Raw genomic sequence first — 20739 nt, 5'->3', positions numbered from 1 at the left:
AAGGAGCCCAACAATTCAGAACCACATTTCCTCCGACAAGAGAGGAACCAAGGAGTATTGCAATGAGCTTCAACACCGTCTCCGTGATCGGCCTGGGATACATCGGCCTGCCGACCGCAGCCGCTTTCGCGTCGGCGCGGGTCCAGGTGATCGGCGTGGACATCAACCAGCACGCGGTCGACACCATCAATCGCGGCGAGATCCATATCGTCGAACCCGATCTCGACGTGTCCGTGCGCGCGGCGGTCACCGGCGGCTATCTGAAGGCGTCGACCTCGCCGCAACCGGCGGATGCCTTCCTGATCGCGGTGCCGACGCCGTTCAAGGGCGATCACGTGCCGGATTTGAGTTACATCGAAGCAGCTGCCAAGGCGATCGCGCCGGTCCTGAAGAAGGGCGACCTGGTCGTACTCGAATCGACTTCTCCTGTGGGTGCGACGGAGCAGTTGGCTGGTTGGCTGGCGCAGGCGCGGCCCGATCTGCGCTTTCCGCTGCCGGGTCACGGCGATGAGATCGACGTGAACATGGCCTACTGCCCCGAGCGCGTGTTGCCGGGCCATGTGATGCGCGAGCTGGTGGAGAACGACCGTGTCATCGGTGGCCTGACGCCCGCTTGCTCGGCGCGTGCCTGCGCGCTCTACAAGATTTTCGTGCGCGGCGAGTGCATCGTCACCAATGCCGGCACGGCCGAGATGTGCAAGCTTACCGAGAACGCGTTCCGCGACGTCAACATCGCCTTCGCGAACGAACTGTCGGTGATCTGCGACAAGCTCAAGATCAATGTGTGGGAACTGATCCGGCTGGCGAACCGCCATCCGCGCGTCAACATCCTGCAGCCTGGCCCCGGCGTTGGCGGGCACTGCATCGCGGTCGATCCCTGGTTCATCGTCGACAGCGCGCCGGAAGAGGCGCGACTGATCCGCACGGCGCGCGAGGTCAACAACGACAAGCCGGGCTGGGTGATGAGCAAGGTCGACGAAGCCATCGCGCAGGTACAGGCGGACGGCAAGCCCGGCGAGGATCTGACGATCGCGGTGTTCGGCCTGTCCTTCAAGCCGGACATCGACGATCTGCGCGAGAGTCCCGCGCTCGAGATCGCCACCGAACTCGCCGAGCGGCATCCGGGCCGCGTGCTCGCGGTCGAGCCGCACATCAGCGAACTGCCGGCCCGACTCAATTCGGGCAAGGCAATCCTGGTGGATGCGCCGACCGCCAGCGCTCGCGCGGATGTCGCGGTGCTGCTGGTCGATCACAAGGTATTCCGCGAGCAGCCAATGCCCGCGCGCGCAAAAATCGTAGACACAAAGGGAATCTGGAACTGAGTCCTGCGCCAGTGCTAGCAAGGAGAACGCCGTCGTGATGCGACGGCTGATCACTACTGCCGGGTTCTCGGCGGTAGGCATGGCTGCGTCCAGAGGAGCGGCGTTCCTCGGGATCTTGGCGATCGCCCATTTCCTGGGGCCGGCCGCGTTCGGCCAGTTTTCGCTGATCCAGACCACGGCGCTGCTGTTCACGACGTTCTGCGCGCTCAGCCTCGGGCAGATGGCGACCAAGATCACCGCGGAAGCATTGGTGACGGAAGACCCGACGCGGCTCGGCACCGCGCTGACCGTGTCGTATGGCTCGGCGCTGGTGGCATCGCTCGTGTTCATGGTGCCGCTGCTGGCGTTGTCGCCTTTGCTGGCGTCGAAGGTCGGCGGAGCCGAAGGATTGTCAGGCTCGTATGCCGCATCGTCGTTGCTGGTGCTCACCGGATTCCTGACCTCGGTGCAGAACGGCGTCACGCTGGCGTTGCACCGGGTCAGGCAGCAGGCGCTGGCGAATCTGGTGGTGGCGCCGGTGGTGTTCCTGATGATGCTCGCGGCGGCTTCGCAGCGCGGCGTCGGTTGGGCGCTCGCCGGTTATATCGCCGCGCAGTCGCTCATCTTCCTGAGCCAGGAACGCGTGGTGCGCCGTTATCGCAAGGAACATCAGGTGCCTTGGAAGTGGCGCACGACCGGGCGCGAGGATTGGGCCGTGCTCTGGCGGCTTGGCCTGCCTTCCTCGCTGGCGGGATTGCTCACCTTGCCCAGTGTCTGGCTGTCGATGGTGATGCTCTCGCACAGCATTGGCGGCACCGCCGCGGTCGGCAACTTCTCGCTGGGCAATCAGGCGCGCTCGATGCTGCTGTTCGGGGCCGGCGTGATCGCGAACGCGGCGTTGCCGATGTTGTCGGCGGCGGTCAGCCGCAACGATCACGGTGGCGTCACCACCGCGATGCGTCGCTCCATTCTGCTGGTGACGGGAACGACAGCCGTCATCGTCGTTGTCGTCGCGGTGCTCGCGCCGTTCGTGATCCAGCGTTTCGCGCCGGCCTATGCCGGTTCGGTGGTGCCGCTGCAATGGCTGCTGCTGTCCGCGGTCGTCACCGCGCCCACCGCGATCATGATGCGGAAGGCCACCGCAGACGGGCGGCCTGGCGTTCTGCTCGCCGGCAACGCGGTCTTCGCCGTGGTGTTGCTCGCCGCCGCATCGGTGGCTATGCGGCTGCATGCGGGCGCGACCGGACTCGCCATCGCTTATTTCATCGCTTCGTCCATCCAGTTGTTGGCGTTTACCTTCCTGACACGAAAGAGCCTCCGTCAGCCCGCTCCGAGCGCGCATAGCGCTTCATCAAGGTCGGCCTCATCAAAATCGGCATCATGAACATCATTCGTCTTCTGAAGAAAAGCATCATCTTGACCACCATCCGGGTCGGTTGGCTGATCAAGCCCGGCCTGGTCACGCGCTTGTATGCGTGGTACCTGCGCTCGGAAGGCGCGTGCGTTGAGGGCACGCCGAACTATCTGTCGGCGAAGATCTGGTTCGACGGCACCGACTATTCGCTGATCACCCTGGGCGATGGCTGCACCATCTCGAGCAACGTCCGCGTGCTGACCCACGATGCCGCGGTTAACACGGCGGCCAAGGAACTCGGCATCCGCTTCAACCCGCCGAAGATCCGCACCGGAGCGGTGAAGATCGGGCGCCATGCCTTCGTCGGCACCGGCTCGATCATCATGCCCGGTGCCGATATCGGCGCCGGGTCGATCGTCGGCGCGGGCAGCGTCGTGCGCGGAATGATCCCGCCCCTGAGCATCGTGGTCGGCAATCCAGGCAAGGTGATCGGGTCCGTCAGCGAATACCTCGACAAGCTGTCGGCACGGGGCGAGTAGGGCGAACGCGATGACGCGGCTTTCGAAGATCTGCTACGTCCTGGTCAGAACGCTTTCGGTGTTCGGGTTGCCTGGCCTACGCACGTTCCGGGGGCGTGTCTATCGCTGGCACTTCGCGGCGCCGCGGATGAGCGTTTCGGATCGCGTCATGGTGGTGGCCGCGCACAAGAGTCCAACCGCCTCGATTTCCTTTTCGGAAGGCGTCGAGCTGGGAGCCGACAGTTACATCGACTATTCCGGCGGCGTCCGCGTCGGCGCGCACGTCGCGATTTCCGAAGGAGCGAAGATCTTCACCCACAACCACGTCGTCCGTTTCGGATATTCGAACTGGCATCGCAACCCCATCCAGTTCAGCCCGCTCGAGATCGAGGACGAGGCCTGGGTCGGCGCGGGCGTGATCGTGCTGCCGAGAGTGAAGCGGATCGGACGCGGTGCGATCGTTGGCGCCGGCGCGGTGCTGAGCGAGGACGTGCCCGATTACGCGGTCTACGCCGGAAACCCTGCGCGCGAGGTCTACAAGCGCGATGTCTCCGGATCGAAGCCATAGAGCATAGAACGGAAGACCGACATGTCCATGCTCTATTTCATCTTCTTCGTACTGCTCGGGCTGCTGGCGTTCGCCAGGATTGGCAGCCGGATGGATCGCATGTATCGCAGCCCGATCTATGCCTTCATCCTCGCCATGGCATTCATCTACGGATTCATGCCGTGGGTGAAGGAAATCTTCGATATCCAGACCTATCCGTTCCCATATTCCTTCGATGCCAAGTTCAGCGCGCTGGTCAACTCGTTGATCTATACCCTTATGGGAATCGTCGGCTACTGCGCCTGCGGCGGTCTGCATCACCGCGATTTGCCGGAAGTCCACAGCATGACGGGACGCGAGCATCTTCGCGCATTGCTGATCCTCGGGATTCCTTCCTTCTTCGCGGTGCTGTACTTGGCGAAGACGATCAGCGGATACGACCTCGCGTCCTACATGAAGGACCGTATCGTGCTCCGGCGCGGCCTGGGGCCGGCGGTCATCCTCGCCTTCACCGCGATCTGCTACGGCGCCGTGGTGGTGACGAACTATTTCACGGAAAAGAAAGAAGGGCGGGCACCATCGCGCCTGCGCCTGTTGGTGATCCTGGGTGCGGTCTTCGCCCTGGCGGTGGCTTTCGTGGCGATGGGCAATCGCAACTTCGTCTTCATCCTGATCGCGATCGTGCTGCTCGCGCTGTTGTCGATCTACGCGGGGCGGATGGGCCGGATCGTGTTGTTGTTCCCCGCGTTGCTGGGAATCGCGATCGGCCTGTCGCTATGGGCCAAGGTGAGGACGACACTGGATACCTCCTCCGCGGGCACGGTGACCGAGGTCGCCAGTGAAGGCGCGCTGCCGCTATTGGTCTATGGTTTCAATGGCGCGTTCGGAAATGCCGAGAATCTGGTCTGGCTGGCTTCGAACGACCGCAGTTGGGATCTGCTTTACGGCAAGACCATCTATGCGGCCTTGGTGAATCCGATCCCACGTTCGCTGTGGCCCGACAAGCCGTTCGGTGGCGGCCCCGAGTTGCGCAACATGATCTATCCGGGCTCGTACACGCTCGATGGCGAGAACTTGACCTCATACACCACGGGATTGCCCACCGAGGGCTACATGAACTTCGGTCTGCTGGGGCTCTTCCTGTTCGGCGCATTCAACGGCGCCTGTCTGGCGTGGGCACGCAACATCTACGCGCGTCAATCCTCGGTGACGCCGCTTGGCGTGGTCATGTACAGCTACTCGGTCTTCATGTTCGCCTTCGGCTTCCTGTACATGGAATTGCTGGGCGGATGGAGCCGCTATTTCATCACCATGCTGTTGCTGAGCGGTGTCGCATGGCTTGGCGACAAGCGCTTCAGGACGTCGAGGAGTTTGGCATGAAGGCGATCATCCTCGGCCAGGGCAACCCCTATCTGAAGAATCCGTACCTGAGCAAGCTGGCGAAGGTGCTGGAGGCCGCGAATGTTCCGTACGAATTCTGGGTGTGGAGCCGCGATGGCGCGCTGGAGCCGTTGCCGAAGGTGAAGGTGGTGCTCCGGTTCGGTTCCTGGGGGGGCGGTGCGGTCAACGCGCTCGGTTATCTGCTGTGGGTGGCGACGCTGACCTTGCGCGTTCTATTCCGGCCGAAAGCGGGCGTGTATTTCTGCTCGCGCCTGGATGCGGCGGTACCGTGTGCCTTGGCCGCGGCGCTGGCCGGATGCCGCTACGTCTTCCTCGATCGCGACAAGCTCTCGAAGAGCTATGCCTGGCCGAAGCCCGCGCGCTGGGTGATCGAAAGACTCGAATCCTTCGTCGGCAGACGTGCCATGTTGCACGTCGTTCCCGGCGCCTCGCGCGTGACCACGGGAGACGCGGACAACGTCCGCATCGTGCGCAATACACCGCACAGCGACGTCATCGCACAGGCGTGGCGACTGCGCGAGGCGATCCCGCCACGGCAGGGACGCCTGCGTGTGCTCGTGAGCGGCCTGATCTCGCCGGAGCGCGGCGCGACCATGGCGCTGCGCGCGTATGAGGCCTCGGCCGGCCAGGACATCGAGTTCATCGCCGCCGGACGTCTGCTGGGCGCGGATGCGCAGCGTCTTGCCGAAAAGCTGGGGCCTGCCTATCGCGGCATCGTCAGCAACGAAGAAGCGCTGGCGATGCTGTTGTCGTCGGATGTCGTGCTGGCGCTGTATGACCCGGCCTTGGAAATCAATCGGCTCGCCGAACCCAACAAATGGTTCGACTGCGCCGCCTTGCAAGTGCCCTTCATCACCAATCGCGGGCTGGAAACCTCGGCGCCGTTCGAGGAACTCGACGCCTGCTTCCTCTGCGACTACGGCGATGGCCCGGCGCTCGCGGCACTGCTGCGGAAATTGGCGGATCAGCCCGAACTGCTGCAGGACAAGCGTGAAGCGCTGGCGGCGATGCGGTTCGAGGCCTGGGATCAGGCGATGGCGCGGATCGTCGGCGAATGCTTCGGCGAGCAGCGATCGGGCCAGGCCCGGCTTTCCATCCCCGCCGCGACGACGGCAAGAAATTCAACCTCTCCCCATTCGGAATGAACATGCAACAGATCCTGCAAAACCTGCGCGACGGCAGTACCGAGATCGCCGATGTCCCGGCGCCGGCGCTGCGTCGCGGCCATCTGCTGATCCGCAGCGAGGTCACGCTCGTCTCGGCGGGAACCGAGCGCATGCTGGTCGAGTTCGGCAAGGCCAACATGCTGCAGAAGGCGCGTCAGCAGCCCGACAAGGTGCGCATGGTGCTGGAGAAGGTCCGCACCGATGGTCTTGCCGCCACGTTCGATGCGGTGCGCAGCAAGCTCGACCAGCCGTTGCCGCTGGGCTACTGCAATGTCGGGACCGTGATCGGCGTCGGCGCAGGTGTGAGCGGGTTCTCGATCGGCGATCGCGTCGTCTCGAACGGCAAGCATGCCGAAGTGGTGTCGGTGCCGGTCAACCTGTGCGCGAAAGTGCCGGACGAGGTGTCCGAGGATGCCGCCGCCTTCACCGTGCTCAGCGCGATCGCGTTGCAAGGCATCCGACTCGTCAATCCCACGCTTGGCGAGTGCGTCGCCGTGACCGGATTGGGCTTGATCGGTCTGGTGACGGTGCAACTGCTGCGCGCGCACGGTTGCCGCGTGCTGGGCATCGACTTCGATCGCGCCAAGTTGGCGCTCGCGCGAGAATTCGGCGCGGAGACCGTGGATTTGTCCGCCAGCGAGGACCCGGAGGCCGCTGCGGCGGCGTTTTCGCGCGGCCGTGGCATGGATGCGGTGATCATCACCGCGTCGACCAAGAGCAACGAGCCGGTGACGCAGGCGGCGCACATGTGCCGCAAGCGCGGCCGCATCGTGCTCGTGGGCGTAACCGGGCTGGAACTCTCCCGTGCAGATTTTTACGAGAAGGAGCTTTCGTTCCAGGTCTCGTGCTCCTACGGCCCTGGACGCTACGATCCTTCCTACGAAGAGCGCGGCAATGACTATCCGGCGGCCTTCGTGCGCTGGACCGAACAGCGCAACTTCGAGGCGGTACTGGACATGATGGCCGGCGGCAAGGTCGACGTGTCGGGATTGATCAGCCATCGCTTCCGCATCGACCAGGCCGAGAAGGCATATGCATTGCTTGGCGGTGGCGAACCCTCGCTTGGCATCCTGCTCGATTACGAACGGGATGAGGGCAATGCGGAAACATTGCTGCGACGCAGTGTTCCGCTTCCCACTGCTGTTCCCGTCCCGCGAGAGAGCGGCGCGCAGGTGGCGTTCCTGGGAGCGGGCAACTACGCCGGGCGCGTGCTGATCCCGGCCTTCGCCAAGGCCGGCGCGCAATTGCACACAGTGGTGTCGAGCGGCGGCGTGAGCAGTGTGCATTTCGGCCGCAAGTTCGGCTTCCGCAATGCGAGCACCGATACGGCCGCTGCGTTGCGTGATGAAGGGGTCGACGCGATCGTCATCGCCACCCAGCACGGTACTCACGCCGATCTGACCCATGCCGCCCTGCAACAGGACAAGCATGTCTTCGTGGAGAAACCGCTGTGTCTCACGCTCGACGAGCTGCATGCGATCGAGCACACCTATGCCGACCGGGCGCGCCGCGGTGTCGCGCCGGTGCTGACGGTCGGATTCAACCGCCGCTTTTCGCCGCACGTGCAGAAGATAAAATCGCTGCTGGCAGGTGTGAAGGAACCGAAGTCGTTCGTGATGACGGTCAACGCCGGCGCGATTCCTGCCGAGCACTGGACCCAGGACAGCGAGACGGGTGGCGGGCGATTGATCGGAGAGGCCTGCCACTTCGTCGATCTGCTGCGTTATCTCGCCGACGCGCCGATCACGGGACATCAGCTGACGGCGGTCGGCAACATGCCAGGTGTCGGCATTCGCAGCGATCGTGTCAGTTTCACATTGCAGTTCGCCGATGGTTCGTTCGGCACCGTGCATTACCTCGCCAACGGTCACAAGGGATTCCCGAAGGAACGATTGGAGGTGTTCACCGCCGGACGCGTGCTGCAGTTGGACAACTTCCGGCGCATGCGCGGCTACGGCTGGCCGGGTTTCGCCAAGATGAATCTGTGGGGTCAGGACAAAGGGCAGGTCGCGTGCGCGGCGGCTTTCGTGCAGGCGATCCGCGGGCAAGGGCCGGTGCCGATTCCGGTCGAACAGATCTTTGAGGTGGCGCGTGTCACCATTGAACTCGATGCCGCGGTCTGAGCGCGGGATGAACTGGCTGTCGAAGTCCGCGCAGTTCTGGCATACGGTCCGCTACCTGCGGCCGGTGCAGGTGTACGGACGCGCGTGGCATCGGCTGCACCGGCCGCGCATCGACGTACGCGCGGCGTCGCCGCTGACCAGGCGTTCGGGCTACTGGCGCGGCTGTGCGCGCGCCGATTCGATGTCCGGGCCGATGCGATTCCGTTTCCTTAACGAAGAGCATGCGCTGCGCAACGACGAGTGGAACACGGCGGCGCTGCCCAAGCTGTGGCTCTACAACCTGCATTATTTCGACGATTTGAACGCCGATGGCGCCGCGGAGCGGATCGAGTGGCATCGCGCCTTGATTGCGCGCTGGATCGTGGCCAATCCGCCAGGGCAGGGCAACGGTTGGGAACCTTATTGCCTGTCGCTGCGCATCGTGAACTGGGTGAAGTGGCAATGCACCGAGCGGCGTCCGGGCAACGGAACGGCGCAGCGCGTCATGCTCGACAGCCTGGCGACGCAGGTGCGTTACTTGCGCGGGAGGCTTGAGCGGCACCTGCTCGGCAATCATCTGTGGGCGAATCTCAAGGCGTTGATCTTCGCGGGTGTCTTCTTCGAGGGAAACGAGGCCGATCGCTGGCGCGAGGCGGGTCTGCGAGGTTTCCGGCGAGAACTCGATGAGCAGATTCTCGCCGATGGCGGGCATTTTGAACGCAGCCCGATGTATCACGCCATCCTGCTGGAGGATCTGCTCGATCTGATCCAGCTTTCGCAACGCTATCCCAACGCTTTCGGCGATCATGACGTCGGCATCTGGCGCGATCATGCGGTTCGTATGCTGCGCTGGCTCGCGGTGATGACGCATCCGGATGGCGGCATCGCATTCTTCAACGATGCCGCGCACGGCATCGCTCCGACATTAGCGCAGCTTTCGGCATACGCGTCGCGCCTCGGGATCGTGCCGCCGCCGCCATCGACGGCCGCGGTGCAGATGTTGCAGGAGTCGGGCTACGTGCGATTGCAGAATGAGCGCGCTGTGGTCATCGCCGATGTCGGCGAGATCGGGCCGGACTACCTGCCCGGGCACGCCCATGCCGATACGCTCAGCTTCGAACTGTCGGTCGACGGACGCCGTGTTCTCGTCAACGCCGGCACTTCCTGCTACGACACCGGCCCCGAGCGGCTGTGGCAGCGCGGGACCGCCGCGCACAACACGGTCGAGATCGACGGCCAGGATTCGTCGGAAGTATGGAGCAGCTTCCGCGTCGCCCGGCGAGCGCACCCACTCGCCGTCGATGCCGGCGCGTCGGGTGGCGGCGTCTGGTTGACCGCGGCGCACGATGGCTATCGGCGTCTGCGCGGGCGACCGCTGCACAGGCGGCGCTGGGATCTGCGCGCGGATGGCTTGCTGGTGGAGGATATGGTCGAGGGCGATCACGAGAATGCGATCGCGCGTTTCCGCGTCGCGCCGACTTTCGATGTCGGCGAGGACGCGTTGCAGGACGAAGCAGGGCTTCGCATCCAGTGGTCGGCCGAAGGCGGGCGCCGCGTGCAGGTCGTCTCGGGGTTGTACTACCCGGAATTTGGTCTCAGCCGTTCCTGCGCGGTCATCGAGGCCACGCTACTGCGTCCGGGCATGCCGCTGTCCACACTGTTTGCTTGGCAGGACTGAAGCCATGCGGATCCTGTTCCTGTCCGACAACTTTCCGCCCGAAGGCAATGCGCCGGCGACACGCACCTACGAACATGCGATTCGCTGGGTGCGTGCCGGCCACGAAGTCACCGTCATCACCTGCGCTCCGAATTTTCCGGAAGGCAAGCTTTTTTCCGGCTATCGCAATCGTTTGCGATCCGTCGAAAACATGGACGGCATCCGCGTGGTGCGGGTGAAGACCTATATCACCGCCAACGAAGGCTTCGTCAAGCGCACGCTGGACTATCTGAGCTTCATGGTCAGTTCCGTCGTAGCGGGATTGTTCGAGCGGCGCCCCGACGTGGTCGTGGCGACTTCGCCGCAGTTCTTCTGCGCGCTCGGCGGTTGGGTGCTCACACGGTTGCGTGGGCTGCCTTTCGTGTTCGAACTGCGTGATCTCTGGCCGGCTTCGATCACCGCCGTCGGGGCGATGAAGCGCAGCCTGGCGGTGCGCATGCTCGAGAAACTGGAGATGTTCCTCTACCGTGCCGCCGATGCCATCGTGCCGGTGACGCATGCATTCCGCGACGAGCTGATACGGCGCGGCATCGATCCCGCCAAGATCCATGTCGTGTTGAACGGTGTCGATCTGTCCCGTTACATACCCAGCGATCGTAGCGAGATGCTCGCACGGCAATATGATCTTCAGGAGCGCTTCGTCGTTGGTTATCTCGGGACGCATGGCATGGCACATGGCCTGGATTCGGTGATCGAAGCGGCCCAGTTGCTCCGCGGGCGCAGTGACATCGCCTTCTTCTTCGCCGGCAGCGGGGCCGAACGTGCCCGTGTCGAATCGCTGGTCGAAGAACGCGGTCTCGACAATGTCCGCATGATTCCGCGGCAGCCGAAGGAAATGATGCCGCAGCTGTGGAGCCTGTGCGATCTCTCACTGATCCCGCTGCGCGACAACGAAGTGTTCGCGAGCGTCATCCCATCCAAGCTGTTCGAGGGCATGGGAATGGGCATTCCGGCGCTGATGTCGCTTCCGCAAGGGGAAGCGACGCAGATCGTCATCGAAACCGGTTGCGGCCGTTGCGTACCACCCGAGGATGCGCGCGCGATGGCGGATGCGATTGCGGGTCTGGCGGACGATTCCGACGAGCTGGCACGCCTGCGCAGCAACAGCTTGAAGGCCGCACCCGCTTATTCACGTGATCGCCAGGCCGAGCTGATGGCGGACATCCTGGCACGCGTCGCCGAACTGCCGGCATCGCAGCGGCAGGCCGCCTGAGGTCGCGTGTACCGTCATGCTGCAAGCATTGAGTGCATCGCTCGCATCGCTGAGCTATCCGCCATACCTGTCATTGACATTGGCGGTGTTCGCGGCGGTGGCATGGGGGGTGCGCTGGCGTTGGATCGCGAGCGCGTGCCTGGTCGTGGCGGTGCTGTGGACGACGATCTGGTCGTTCCCGATCACAGCCAATGGGCTGATGCGGTCGTTGGAGCGCGAAGGGCTGTCGGTGCCGTCGGACAAGCCGGCGCATGTCGATGCCATCGTCGTGCTCGGTGGCGGCACTGGCGCACCGGAATGGTTCGATGGCGGGGATGTCGATGCGGCGGTGCTTTCGAGCAGCCGCGTCGCGACTGGCGCTCGTCTGTGGCGACAGCATCACGTTCCCGTGATTCTATCGGGCGGTCCAGCGCAGCATGCGACGAGCGAGGCACGCATCATGGCCACGGCGATGGAGCATCTCGGTGTTTCCGATACTTTCTTGATATTGGAAGAGCGCAGTCGCAACACACGCGAGAACGCCAGATTCGTGGCGCGACTGGCGCGCGAGCGTGGCGTTCAGGCAGTGTTCCTCGTCACTTCCTCGATGCATATGCCACGCGCGGCATTGCTGTTCAGACGCCAGGGGCTGGAAGTGGTCCCGGTCGCCGTGAACGAATCCTCGCGCTATCGACACGAGACATGGTTGCCAACACGCAGCGCATTGCGTCGAAGTGGTCGCGCGCTGAAAGAGTGGGCTGGTCTGCTGATTACGAAAATGAATATTCAAAAGCACGAATGAATATTCGAATATCTGAACAAATAACATCTTGTAAACATCTCTCGCTCATTGCGTTTGAGTGTCTGGAGATGCGTGAAAAACAGGAAAAGCGCCCACAATCCGCAAATTGCGTGACGCAATTCGCTTCAATGCTAAACAACGTCCATTCACGCGCTTTTTCTGTCATCTGTGTGCAGGCTATACTCCGAACAGGGGACTGCACTTCTGACGATCATTTATCCGCTAGGAGCTTGTCTCATGAACAAAATTTTCTTCGCGTTGCTGGCAGTTGGATTCGCCGGTCAAGCAGCGGCCCAGGCCGCCAACGAGCAATCACAGCAGCCGCAACAGCAGGCCGCGTCGCAAGCATCGCAACCTGCGACAGCTGCATCGCCCACGCTGCCGGGTGCGCAGGGTGCGGCATCCGCCTCGCAGGGAACTCTGGCGCCGGCGGACACGGGCAATGGCGTCGCGGCAGCGATCGCTGGTGCATCCGGGCAGAACAACCGTGGCAACGATGGCACGGGCGGTACCGGCGGCACGGGTGGCACCGGCGGTACGGGCGGCAGCACCGGCACGCGCTAAGCGCGGATTCGATAAGCACGGGTTCGACAAGCACGCGCCCGATTGAATGTGGGAAGGTGCCGGAGGCTTCCGGCACCTTCGCTTCGCCTGTCATCAGGAATCATCATTTCACATGAGAATGCTAAACGGCCTCGTGGCCGTCGCTGTCGTCTCCGCCCTGAGCGGCTGCATCTGGGCGCCCGGCCAGCACATGGCGACAAATCAGTTCGTGCGCGACGGCTCCGTCGAGGAAGGTCATATCGTCCTCGTGCCCATCACGCCGAAGCTGATCGCGATGGATCGCGCGGTCGCGCCGCAGAACGAGTTGCCCACGGAACTTCGCGACTATCGGCCGGAACCGTACCGCATCGGCGCCGGCGACACGCTGTACGCAACCGTCTGGGATCACCCGGAAATCACCATGGCCGCGGGCACGCAACAGCAGCCACAGGCCAATGGGCGTCTCGTGCGTCCTGATGGCACCTTATTCTTCCCCTATGTCGGCAATGTGAAAGCAGCGGGACTGACGCTGGAAGAGCTGCGCGCCCAAATCACGCGCGAGCTGTCGCAATACGTCGCATCGCCGCAGGTGGACATCGGCGTCATCGAATACGGCAGCCAGATGGTCACGGTGCAGGGCGCTTTCGTGAAGACGGAACGCCAGCCGATCACCTCGACGCCGCTCACGCTCTCGCAGCTGATCGGCAACGCCACCGTCAATACCGAGCAAGCCGATTTGTCCGGGCTCGTGCTCACGCGCGACGGACGCGACTATCCTCTCGATCTCGATGCGCTCAACCGTGATGGGAAAACTGCTTCCGACATCTATCTGAAGGGCGGTGATCGCGTCTTCCTGCCTTACAACGATCGCAAGGAGGCTTACGTGATCGGCGAGGTGGTGCGGCCGATGGCGATCAACTTCAAGACCACCGATCTGAGCCTCACACAGGCGCTGGGACGGGCAGGTGGCCTCAACCAGACCACGGCCAAGGGCAAGTCCGTCTACGTGATCCGTGGCGTGGAGGACATGCAGAACGAACCGGCCACGGTGTATCAGCTCGATGCCGCTTCACCGGCGGCTTTCGCGATCGGCTCGCAGTTCCGCGTCAAGGCGGGTGATGTGGTGTACGTCGGTCCTGCGGGCGTGACGCGCTGGAACCGCTTCCTGGCGCAGCTGCTGCCGCTGTCGGGCATCATCAGCAACGCAGCGCGTGCGCAGAACGATCTCGGCAGTAATTAGACCGGGACTCCCTCATTTGCGCACGCCGGTCCGCTACCGACTGCCTGACAGGGGGCGCCGGATGAAGCACGGCGCTGCGCGCCTGCTCGTTCATCTGGCGTGGTTGTTCATCGTCGTCACGCTGGCGGGATGCACGACGTTGTCGTTGTCCAATCTCGACAGCCTCAAGCAAGCGGTTCGGCATCGACCAACGCTCACGCCCACAGCCGCGGAGGTTGCGGCACGGCCTTACTACCAGTTGCTGGCATCGACGCCGGAAGGCGATGCGCTGCTGGTGCTCGGCAACATCGATGGCGGGCGCGAGGCATGGTACGGCGCGAACGGCGTGATCGTGTTCATCGAGCATGGGCGCATCGTCAAGACCGCGGGCCTGAAGCAGAACCTAGACAATACGATGTCATCTGCGGATGATCCGTTCGTGGCCGGCCTGCATCGGCTGACGACACCGACGCAATACGTGCGCGTCGAAGACTGGACACCTGGATATCGCTTCGGCGTGCAAGTGCAGGCGCATCTGGCTTCCACTGGGCAAGACACCATCGAGATTCTCGGTGCCGCGCATCAGGTGATGCGAGTCGAAGAGCGTGTCGAGGCCGCGGCAGCGGGATTCAGCGCACGCAATCGCTACTGGGTCGATCCGCGCGATGGCTTCATCTGGAAGAGCGAACAGACGGTGGCGCCCGGACAGTCGATCACGCTGGTGCAATTGCGCCCTTATCGTCCGGTGAGGCAATGAAGCGGGAGAGTCGCGCACGCTTCAATCTTCGGAAGGCGGCCTGGGGCGTCGCCATGCTGGCGATCGTGTCCGCGGGAAGTGCGATTGCTCAAACCCGCGTCCAGGTCGAGGGTGAGGTCGATGCTCCTGGCATCGTCACGCTCGAGGGCAAGGCAAGGCTCGACGACGCGGCATTGGCCGCGAAAGTACGGTCGCATGCCTACGTGGCCGCCGCCGCGTGGCTTCGGCCTTCGCTGGTACCGCAGCAGACACGGCTCAAGGCGGGATTGTTGTTCGATCTCGACTTGCTGAAGACGTTGGCCGGACAGCACGGAGACACGAGCGCGGGCGATCTGGCGACGCGCATGGCGGACCAGTTGCGTGCGCTGCCGGTGACCGGCAGGCAGCCCGCATTGCTCGATGGCCGCGTCCTCGAGGTGGATGCGGCGTCGAACCTGCTCGTGTCCGAAGGCGATCGTCTCGTCTACCCCGCGCGGCCGGAGACTGTGCGCATCGTCGGTGCGGTCGAACACGATTGCGTTGTGCCGCATGTTCCATTGCAGGATGCGCGTCTCTATCTGCCGGGCTGTGTGGCCACGGTCGATGCGGATCAGGACACGATCCAGGTGATCCAGCCCGACGGACGCGTCTTCGAGCAGGGCATCGCGCTGTGGAATCGTGGCGCGCCGATCCCGCTCGCGCCGGGCGCTGTGTTGTACGTGCCACTGCGCAGGAGCCTGATCGATTCGATCGATCCCGCGTTCAACCGCGAAGTGGCCGAATTCCTCGCGACGCAGCCGTTGTCGGCCGCGAATTCCGGGCCGTGAGGAAGGGTCGCGTGAAGCGGAACGCCTGGCAGCGGAAACGGCGCACAAAGCACAGAAAAGGTGTTTCATCGCCGCGCGCTCATGGCGGCATCGAGAAACCTTCGGCGGACAAGGTCCGCAGTTTTCTCCTGGTCGGCACCGGATGGCTCGTCGTCGGTGCCGCATACGCGGGCGAGGCGCCCACGCAAGGCGATTTCGGCGGCGCGGGTCTCTGGCAGACGCCTTCGGCGCGCATGGCGGAGGAGGGCGAGTTGACGTTCACCGCCAACCGCACGGAGCCCTACACCCGCTACAACGTGACCCTGCAGCCGTTCGAGTGGCTGGAGACGAGCTTCCGCTACATCGCCGTCACCAACCGACCATACAGCTTGTCGCCATCGCTCAGCGGCGATCAGTCATACAAGGACAAATCGATCGACGCCAAGCTGCGCCTGATGAAGGAAAGCAGGTATTGGCCAGAAATCGCGATCGGCGGCCGTGATATCGGCGGTACCGGCCATTTCGGCAGCGAATTCGTCGTCGCCAGCAAGCGCTTCGGCGATTTCGATACCAGCCTTGGGCTCGCCTGGGGTTACATCGGAAATCGGGGTGATTTCAGCAATCCGTTCGGGATCATCGACGACAAATTCAAGACGCGTCCAGGACGCGACGATCTGTCGGGGACCGGCGGTGAATTCAACACGGTCCGATACTTCAGGGGGCGGCCGTCGCTGTTTGGCGGAGTTGTGTACCAGCGCCAGGGCAGTCCCTGGGTCATCAAACTGGAATACGAAGGCAACGATTACAAGCACGAGCCCAGGCCGAACAGCCGGCGGAACGAGCCTCAGTTCAGCACGCTGGAACAACGTTCGCCGTTCAACGTGGGCGTGGTCTACCGGGTCAATCGCAATCTCGATCTGAGCGTGGCCTACGAGCGCGGCACGACGACGATGTTCGGCCTGACACTTCATACGAACATCGGCAACACGCGTGGTCCGACCAAGGCGCTGGATCCGCCGCCACCCGAGCGTGTCGCCGAGACGGACGCGGAGAAGCGTTCCGCCGAGCAGGTGGACTGGTCGGCGGTCAGTCGCCAGTTGCACGCCAATGCGGGCATCCGCGTTTCGAAGATCGCCTTGCGTGGGCGCGAGTTGCTGGTGACCGGGGAGCAGGACCGTTATTTCTATCCGGCCAAGGGACTCGGTCGCGCTGCTCGCGTCCTCGACAAGCATCTCGATGCGGACGCGGACTGGTTCACCGTGGTGTCGACCCGCGAAGGGCTGCCGGTGGTCGAAAGCAGCGTCGACCGGAATCGCTTCAACGCATTCCTCGATCACGACATCGATCTGAAAACATTGCGTCTTTCGGTCGAGCAGAACGCGCCGTTGGCCGCGCCGGAGAAGGTGCTGTATCGGCCGGAGCCGGATCGCTACACCGGTGGTTTTTCGGTCAGCTACAGCCAGAACATCGGCGGCCCGGACGCTTTCGTTCTCTATCAGCTGGGTGCGAATTACGATGCGGAATTCCGCTTCACCCCCAATCTCTGGTTCAACGGAACGCTGCACGGCAATGCGGTCAACAACTACGACCGCTTCAAGTACACCGCGCCGAGCCGGCTGCCGCGCGTGCGCACGCATATCCGCGAGTACCTGACCACGCGTCGCATCACCATGCCGATCTTCCAGCTGACCGCCACGCGCCGGCTCGGTGTCGATTGGTATGGAATGGCCTATGCCGGCATGCTGGAAAGCATGTACGGCGGCGCCGGTGGTGAAGTGCTGTATCGGCCGTTTGGCGAACGCTGGGCGATCGGCGCGGACGTCAACTGGGTCAAGCAGCGCAGTTTCGAGCAGGATTTCAGCTTCCGGAACTACAACGTCGTGACCGGGCACGTCACGGGTTATTTCGACCTCGGCTACAAGGGCAAGGACATCACGCTCGCGGTCAGCGCCGGACGTTATCTGGCACGTGATTGGGGTGTGACCTTCGATGTTTCACGCTCGTTCCGTAACGGTGTGCGCATGGGTGCCTATGCCACCTTCACCAATGTCTCCTCCGCGGAGTTTGGTGAAGGCAGCTTCGACAAGGGCATCTACGTGTCCATTCCCTTCGATTTGATGCAGGGACGCTCCACGCCGAACCGCGCACGCTTCACCTGGGCACCGCTGATTCGCGACGGTGGTGCCAAGCTGGCAAAACAGTATTCGCTGTACACACTGACCGAGGATCGCGACAGCGATCTGTTCAACGACAATATCGACAAGATCGGCGAGTAGAGGGGAGCGGGAATTCAGGCGGCTTGCAGTTGCGCTGCTTGCTGCAGGCCGCTCTGCAGGGATTTTTCCGCCTGCTCCGGACTGACTCTGACCCCTTCGGCGCGGACGACATCGATCTGCGTCACGCCCAGGAAACCGAAGAGGCTGCGCAAATGGCTTTCCTGATGTTCCCACGTTGCCGTGGGACTGCCGGGTTCGTAGATGCCGCCGCGCGAGGAAGCGATGATGACGCGCTTTTCTCCGAGCAGGCCTTGGGCGCCGGCCTGGCTATAGCTGAATGTCTTTCCGGGCATCGTGATCGCGTCCAGCCACGATTTGAGCTGGCTGGGAATGCCGAAGTTGTACATCGGCGTGCCGATCACGATGACATCGGCGGCCAGGACTTCCTCCAGTACCGAGGACAATACTTTCGCATCGCGCTGGAATTCAGGCGTCTGCTGTCCTTGGAAAATGCCCGCGGCGATGTTTCCTGAGAATTGTGGGACGGGATTGGCCGCCACATCCCGATAGGTCACCAGCGCTTGAGGGGCGAGCTCGCGCAGGCGCGCGACGGCAGCGGCGGAAAGTGTGCGGCTGAACGACTGTTCGCCATTGATGCTGGAATCGATATGGAGGATTTTCATGTGCCTTGGGAATATTGCCTTGGGCACACGAAACTATTGGCGTACAGTGTTTCCTTCAAGAAGGATTATTTTTCTGACCTAGTATGGAAAACCATACCGACCAAGATATTTGCACCGGTTCGCAGGAAAGCGTGTTCGCCTTTCACGACGAAGTGCGCAAGGCGATCCAGTCAATCGGTGGAAAGTGGAAGCTGGAAATCCTCTGGCTTTTGAGCCGGCGCACGTATCGCTTCAACGAATTGCGGCGCGCCATTCCGGGTGTGACGCAACATATGTTGACGGCGCAGTTGCGGGAACTGGAAGCCGACGGTCTCGTTCGCAGAACGGTGTATCCCGAGATTCCACCGCGCGTGGAATACGAAGTCACCGAGGAAGTGAAGCAATTGCGCCCCGTGTTCGAGGCGGTTTTCACTTGGGCGGCCGCACGGCGGCCAAATCGCGAAACCAGGAAAACGGCCGCGCCGAAAAATAATCCGGCGCGTGTCCTTCCAAACCTGAGTCAAGGATAGAGAGGGCGGCGAGCCGTCAACTCGTTGCTTTCTTCACGAGTTCGGCGATCCTCGCCTCCTCGGCGGCGGTCAACTTCTTGAGCCCGAAGGCGACCGGCCATAGGGCGCCATCGTCGAGATTTGCCGTGTCGCTGAAACCGAGGGTCGCGTATCTCGAGTTGAATTTCTGCGCGCTTTGGAAGAAGCAAACGACTTTTCCGTCCTTGGCATACGCGGGCATCCCGTACCAGGTCTTGGGCGACAGCGTGGGTGCGTTGGCCTTGACGATCGCGTGGATCCGGGTCGCCAGGGCGCGATCCGACTCGGACATCTCGGCGATCTTCGCGAGCACGTCGCTTTCACCATCCGCCTTGGCTTTCTTTCCACGTGCGTTGCGGCTTGCTTCCGCTTTCAGCTCCTGAGCGCGCTCCTTCATGGCCGCGCGTTCTTCGTCGGTGAATTTTTCAGGCTTCTTCTTGCTGGCCGCAACGGTGCTCTTGGTGGACTTCGACGTGTCTTTCTTCGGGCTCATGGAAACCTCCTCGTGCGGATTCGAATCAGCGCAGTTGTTGGATACGGATCATGTTGCCCGCGGGATCGCGGACGGCGCAGTCGCGGGAACCCCAATCCTGTTCGATCGGCTCCTGCATGATCTCGGCGCCCTTGCTCTGAAGCCGCGCGAAGACGCCATCGAGATCGGGTGTGGCCAGCATGAGCGAGGCGTACGTGCCCTTGGCCATCATTTCGGCGATCGTGCGGCGCTCGTCGTCGGTGATGCCGGGCGTGGCCTCCGGCGGATACAGGACGATGGAGGTCCCGGGCTGGCCGGGAGGGCCGACCGTGATCCAGCGCATCCCCTGGTACCCGACGTCCTTGCGCACCTCGAAGCCGAGGGTGTCGCGGTAGAACGTCAGGGCGGCATCCGGATCGTTGTGCGGAAGGAAGGAGGAATGAATGCTGATGTCCATGGCGGGCGTGCTCGGTGTGGATGAGGCCGTCATGCTAGATCGGGTTCGGGAGTCGGCGCTTCTCGATTCCTGATCGGTCTGGTCACTTGTTTCGCGATGCATGGCGGCATCCCGGCCGTCGCGCGGGCCGCATCGCGCCGATAAACGCTGGGCGGCACGCCGACCAGTTCGGTGAAGCGGGTGCTGAAGGTGCCCAGCGACGAGCAGCCGACGGTGAAGCAGACGTCGGTGACGCTGAGGTCGCCGCGACGCAGCAACGCCATCGCGCGTTCGATGCGCCGTGTCATCAGATAGCTGTACGGCGACTCGCCGTAGGCGAGCCGGAACTGACGGCTGAGATGGCCAGCCGACATGTGCACGCCGCGTGCCAGTGCCTCGACATCCAGCGGCTGCGTGTATTCGCGATCGATGCGATCGCGAACACGGCGCAGCCGGGCAAGGTCGCGCAGATGTTGCGCTGCGGAAGGGCTGCTGGTCATCCGTGCGATCGTGCCATGTCGCGCTGGCGCATACCAAGGGCGCGTGCAAGACACTTGGCCAAACGCTATTCCACCGTCACGCTCTTGGCGAGATTACGCGGCTTGTCCACATCGGTGCCGCGGGCCAGGGCGGTGTGATAGGCCAACAGCTGCACTGGGATCGTGTGCACGATCGGGCTCAGCACGCCCACATGCCGCGGCGTGCGGATCACATGCACTCCCTCCGACTCACCGAAGTTGCTGTCCTGGTCCGTGAACACGAACAGCACCCCGCCTCTGGCGCGAACTTCCTGCATGTTCGACTTCACCTTCTCCAGCAGGCTGTCCTTCGGGGCGATCACCACCACCGGCATTTCCGCATCCACCAGCGCCAGCGGGCCATGCTTCAGCTCGCCCGCCGGATACGCCTCGGCGTGGATGTAGGAGATCTCCTTCAGCTTCAGCGCTCCCTCCAGCGCGATCGGGTAGTGCACGCCCCGGCCCAGGAACAGCGCATGCTGC

General features: G+C 63.2%; 21 protein-coding genes. 16 read left to right on the top strand and 5 right to left on the bottom strand.

The genetic code is table 11. From position 1 onward, the window contains the following. The first annotated feature begins 62 nt into the window (after positions 1-62). The 15 genes from wecC (at position 63) to LG367_RS14265 (ending at position 17680) form a co-directional block, all read left to right on the top strand. Entirely contained in the window at positions 63-1322 is a 1260-nt protein-coding gene (wecC, locus tag LG367_RS14335) for a UDP-N-acetyl-D-mannosamine dehydrogenase (protein WP_226469950.1), read from the top strand. A gap of 79 nt (positions 1323-1401) precedes the next feature. Next, complete coding sequence (locus LG367_RS14330) at positions 1402-2685, top strand: oligosaccharide flippase family protein (protein ID WP_264179936.1); 1284 nt, start codon at positions 1402-1404, stop codon at positions 2683-2685. Between the two features lie 32 nt (positions 2686-2717). After that, positions 2718-3194, top strand: coding sequence for an acyltransferase (locus LG367_RS14325; RefSeq protein ID WP_264179935.1), 477 nt, complete (start codon positions 2718-2720; stop codon positions 3192-3194). Between the two features lie 10 nt (positions 3195-3204). Then, the gene (locus LG367_RS14320; protein ID WP_226469949.1) at positions 3205-3741 is read left to right on the top strand and encodes an acyltransferase; all 537 of its coding nucleotides are present in this window, start codon (positions 3205-3207) and stop codon (positions 3739-3741) included. 21 nt (positions 3742-3762) lie between these two features. After that, the gene (locus LG367_RS14315; protein ID WP_226469948.1) at positions 3763-5100 is read left to right on the top strand and encodes an oligosaccharide repeat unit polymerase; all 1338 of its coding nucleotides are present in this window, start codon (positions 3763-3765) and stop codon (positions 5098-5100) included. Continuing rightward, positions 5097-6266, top strand: coding sequence for a glycosyltransferase family protein (locus LG367_RS14310; RefSeq protein ID WP_226469947.1), 1170 nt, complete (start codon positions 5097-5099; stop codon positions 6264-6266). Before LG367_RS14315 ends, LG367_RS14310 begins: the two co-directional genes overlap by 4 nt. 2 nt (positions 6267-6268) lie before the next feature. Continuing rightward, positions 6269-8410, top strand: coding sequence for a bi-domain-containing oxidoreductase (locus LG367_RS14305; RefSeq protein WP_226469946.1), 2142 nt, complete (start codon positions 6269-6271; stop codon positions 8408-8410). 7 nt (positions 8411-8417) lie between these two features. Beyond that, positions 8418-10067, top strand: coding sequence for a heparinase II/III family protein (locus LG367_RS14300; RefSeq protein WP_226469945.1), 1650 nt, complete (start codon positions 8418-8420; stop codon positions 10065-10067). A gap of 4 nt (positions 10068-10071) precedes the next feature. Next, positions 10072-11319 carry a glycosyltransferase family 4 protein gene (locus LG367_RS14295; protein WP_226469944.1) on the top strand — a complete coding sequence of 416 codons (1248 nt, stop codon included), beginning with the start codon at positions 10072-10074 and terminating at the stop codon, positions 11317-11319. 16 nt (positions 11320-11335) lie between these two features. Further along, positions 11336-12100 carry a YdcF family protein gene (locus tag LG367_RS14290; RefSeq protein WP_226469943.1) on the top strand — a complete coding sequence of 255 codons (765 nt, stop codon included), beginning with the start codon at positions 11336-11338 and terminating at the stop codon, positions 12098-12100. Positions 12101-12337: 237 nt separating this feature from the next. Continuing rightward, the gene (locus LG367_RS14285) at positions 12338-12664 is read left to right on the top strand and encodes a hypothetical protein (protein ID WP_226469942.1); all 327 of its coding nucleotides are present in this window, start codon (positions 12338-12340) and stop codon (positions 12662-12664) included. Positions 12665-12776: 112 nt separating this feature from the next. Further along, positions 12777-13883: a polysaccharide biosynthesis/export family protein gene (locus tag LG367_RS14280; RefSeq protein ID WP_226469941.1), complete on the top strand. Its 1107-nt coding sequence runs from the start codon at positions 12777-12779 to the stop codon at positions 13881-13883. Between the two features lie 61 nt (positions 13884-13944). Further along, the gene (locus tag LG367_RS14275) at positions 13945-14619 is read left to right on the top strand and encodes a YjbF family lipoprotein (RefSeq protein WP_226469940.1); all 675 of its coding nucleotides are present in this window, start codon (positions 13945-13947) and stop codon (positions 14617-14619) included. Then, on the top strand, positions 14616-15425 hold the full coding sequence (locus LG367_RS14270) for a capsule biosynthesis GfcC family protein (RefSeq protein WP_226469939.1): 810 nt from the start codon (positions 14616-14618) through the stop codon (positions 15423-15425). The genes LG367_RS14275 and LG367_RS14270 overlap by 4 nt, the downstream gene beginning before the upstream one ends. A gap of 11 nt (positions 15426-15436) precedes the next feature. Then, entirely contained in the window at positions 15437-17680 is a 2244-nt protein-coding gene (locus tag LG367_RS14265; protein ID WP_226469938.1) for a YjbH domain-containing protein, read from the top strand. A 14-nt stretch (positions 17681-17694) separates the two neighbouring features. Here the strand turns inward: LG367_RS14265 and LG367_RS14260 are convergent, their stop codons facing one another. Continuing rightward, positions 17695-18303 carry an FMN-dependent NADH-azoreductase gene (locus tag LG367_RS14260; RefSeq protein ID WP_226469937.1) on the bottom strand — a complete coding sequence of 203 codons (609 nt, stop codon included), beginning with the start codon at positions 18301-18303 and terminating at the stop codon, positions 17695-17697. Between the two features lie 83 nt (positions 18304-18386). Between LG367_RS14260 and LG367_RS14255 the strand changes: the two genes are divergently transcribed. After that, positions 18387-18812 carry a winged helix-turn-helix transcriptional regulator gene (locus LG367_RS14255; protein WP_226469936.1) on the top strand — a complete coding sequence of 142 codons (426 nt, stop codon included), beginning with the start codon at positions 18387-18389 and terminating at the stop codon, positions 18810-18812. 16 nt (positions 18813-18828) lie between these two features. Here the strand turns inward: LG367_RS14255 and LG367_RS14250 are convergent, their stop codons facing one another. From LG367_RS14250 to LG367_RS14235, 4 genes are all read right to left on the bottom strand, one after another. Further along, on the bottom strand, positions 18829-19323 hold the full coding sequence (locus tag LG367_RS14250) for an iron chaperone (RefSeq protein WP_226469935.1): 495 nt from the start codon (positions 19321-19323) through the stop codon (positions 18829-18831). Positions 19324-19348: 25 nt separating this feature from the next. Further along, positions 19349-19792, bottom strand: coding sequence for a VOC family protein (locus LG367_RS14245; RefSeq protein ID WP_226469934.1), 444 nt, complete (start codon positions 19790-19792; stop codon positions 19349-19351). Then, positions 19789-20238, bottom strand: a complete 450-nt coding sequence (locus tag LG367_RS14240; protein WP_226469933.1) for a helix-turn-helix transcriptional regulator — start codon at positions 20236-20238, stop codon at positions 19789-19791. Before LG367_RS14240 ends, LG367_RS14245 begins: the two co-directional genes overlap by 4 nt. 65 nt (positions 20239-20303) lie before the next feature. Further along, a partial coding sequence (locus LG367_RS14235) for an SIS domain-containing protein (RefSeq protein ID WP_226469932.1) occupies positions 20304-20739 on the bottom strand: 436 nt, incomplete at its 5' end.

Source organism: Luteimonas panaciterrae (assembly GCF_020511115.1).
GTDB classification, from domain to species: Bacteria; Pseudomonadota; Gammaproteobacteria; order Xanthomonadales; family Xanthomonadaceae; genus Luteimonas; species Luteimonas panaciterrae.
Note: the sequence above shows the minus strand (reverse complement) of the source record. Positions and strands in the feature narration are given on the sequence as shown.

Excerpts from the sequence above, each read along its gene's own strand:
- wecC (WP_226469950.1), top strand. The coding sequence starts at position 63 with ATGAGCTTCAACACCGTCTCCGTGATCGGCCTGGGATACATCGGCCTG.
- LG367_RS14330 (WP_264179936.1), top strand. The coding sequence starts at position 1,402 with ATGGCTGCGTCCAGAGGAGCGGCGTTCCTCGGGATCTTGGCGATCGCC.
- LG367_RS14320 (WP_226469949.1), top strand. The coding sequence starts at position 3,205 with ATGACGCGGCTTTCGAAGATCTGCTACGTCCTGGTCAGAACGCTTTCG.
- LG367_RS14315 (WP_226469948.1), top strand. The coding sequence starts at position 3,763 with ATGTCCATGCTCTATTTCATCTTCTTCGTACTGCTCGGGCTGCTGGCG.
- LG367_RS14310 (WP_226469947.1), top strand. The coding sequence starts at position 5,097 with ATGAAGGCGATCATCCTCGGCCAGGGCAACCCCTATCTGAAGAATCCG.
- LG367_RS14305 (WP_226469946.1), top strand. The coding sequence starts at position 6,269 with ATGCAACAGATCCTGCAAAACCTGCGCGACGGCAGTACCGAGATCGCC.
- LG367_RS14300 (WP_226469945.1), top strand. The coding sequence starts at position 8,418 with ATGAACTGGCTGTCGAAGTCCGCGCAGTTCTGGCATACGGTCCGCTAC.
- LG367_RS14295 (WP_226469944.1), top strand. The coding sequence starts at position 10,072 with ATGCGGATCCTGTTCCTGTCCGACAACTTTCCGCCCGAAGGCAATGCG.
- LG367_RS14290 (WP_226469943.1), top strand. The coding sequence starts at position 11,336 with ATGCTGCAAGCATTGAGTGCATCGCTCGCATCGCTGAGCTATCCGCCA.
- LG367_RS14285 (WP_226469942.1), top strand. The coding sequence starts at position 12,338 with ATGAACAAAATTTTCTTCGCGTTGCTGGCAGTTGGATTCGCCGGTCAA.
- LG367_RS14280 (WP_226469941.1), top strand. The coding sequence starts at position 12,777 with ATGAGAATGCTAAACGGCCTCGTGGCCGTCGCTGTCGTCTCCGCCCTG.
- LG367_RS14275 (WP_226469940.1), top strand. The coding sequence starts at position 13,945 with ATGAAGCACGGCGCTGCGCGCCTGCTCGTTCATCTGGCGTGGTTGTTC.
- LG367_RS14270 (WP_226469939.1), top strand. The coding sequence starts at position 14,616 with ATGAAGCGGGAGAGTCGCGCACGCTTCAATCTTCGGAAGGCGGCCTGG.
- LG367_RS14260 (WP_226469937.1), bottom strand. The coding sequence starts at position 18,303 with ATGAAAATCCTCCATATCGATTCCAGCATCAATGGCGAACAGTCGTTC.
- LG367_RS14255 (WP_226469936.1), top strand. The coding sequence starts at position 18,387 with ATGGAAAACCATACCGACCAAGATATTTGCACCGGTTCGCAGGAAAGC.
- LG367_RS14250 (WP_226469935.1), bottom strand. The coding sequence starts at position 19,323 with ATGAGCCCGAAGAAAGACACGTCGAAGTCCACCAAGAGCACCGTTGCG.
- LG367_RS14245 (WP_226469934.1), bottom strand. The coding sequence starts at position 19,792 with ATGACGGCCTCATCCACACCGAGCACGCCCGCCATGGACATCAGCATT.
- LG367_RS14240 (WP_226469933.1), bottom strand. The coding sequence starts at position 20,238 with ATGACCAGCAGCCCTTCCGCAGCGCAACATCTGCGCGACCTTGCCCGG.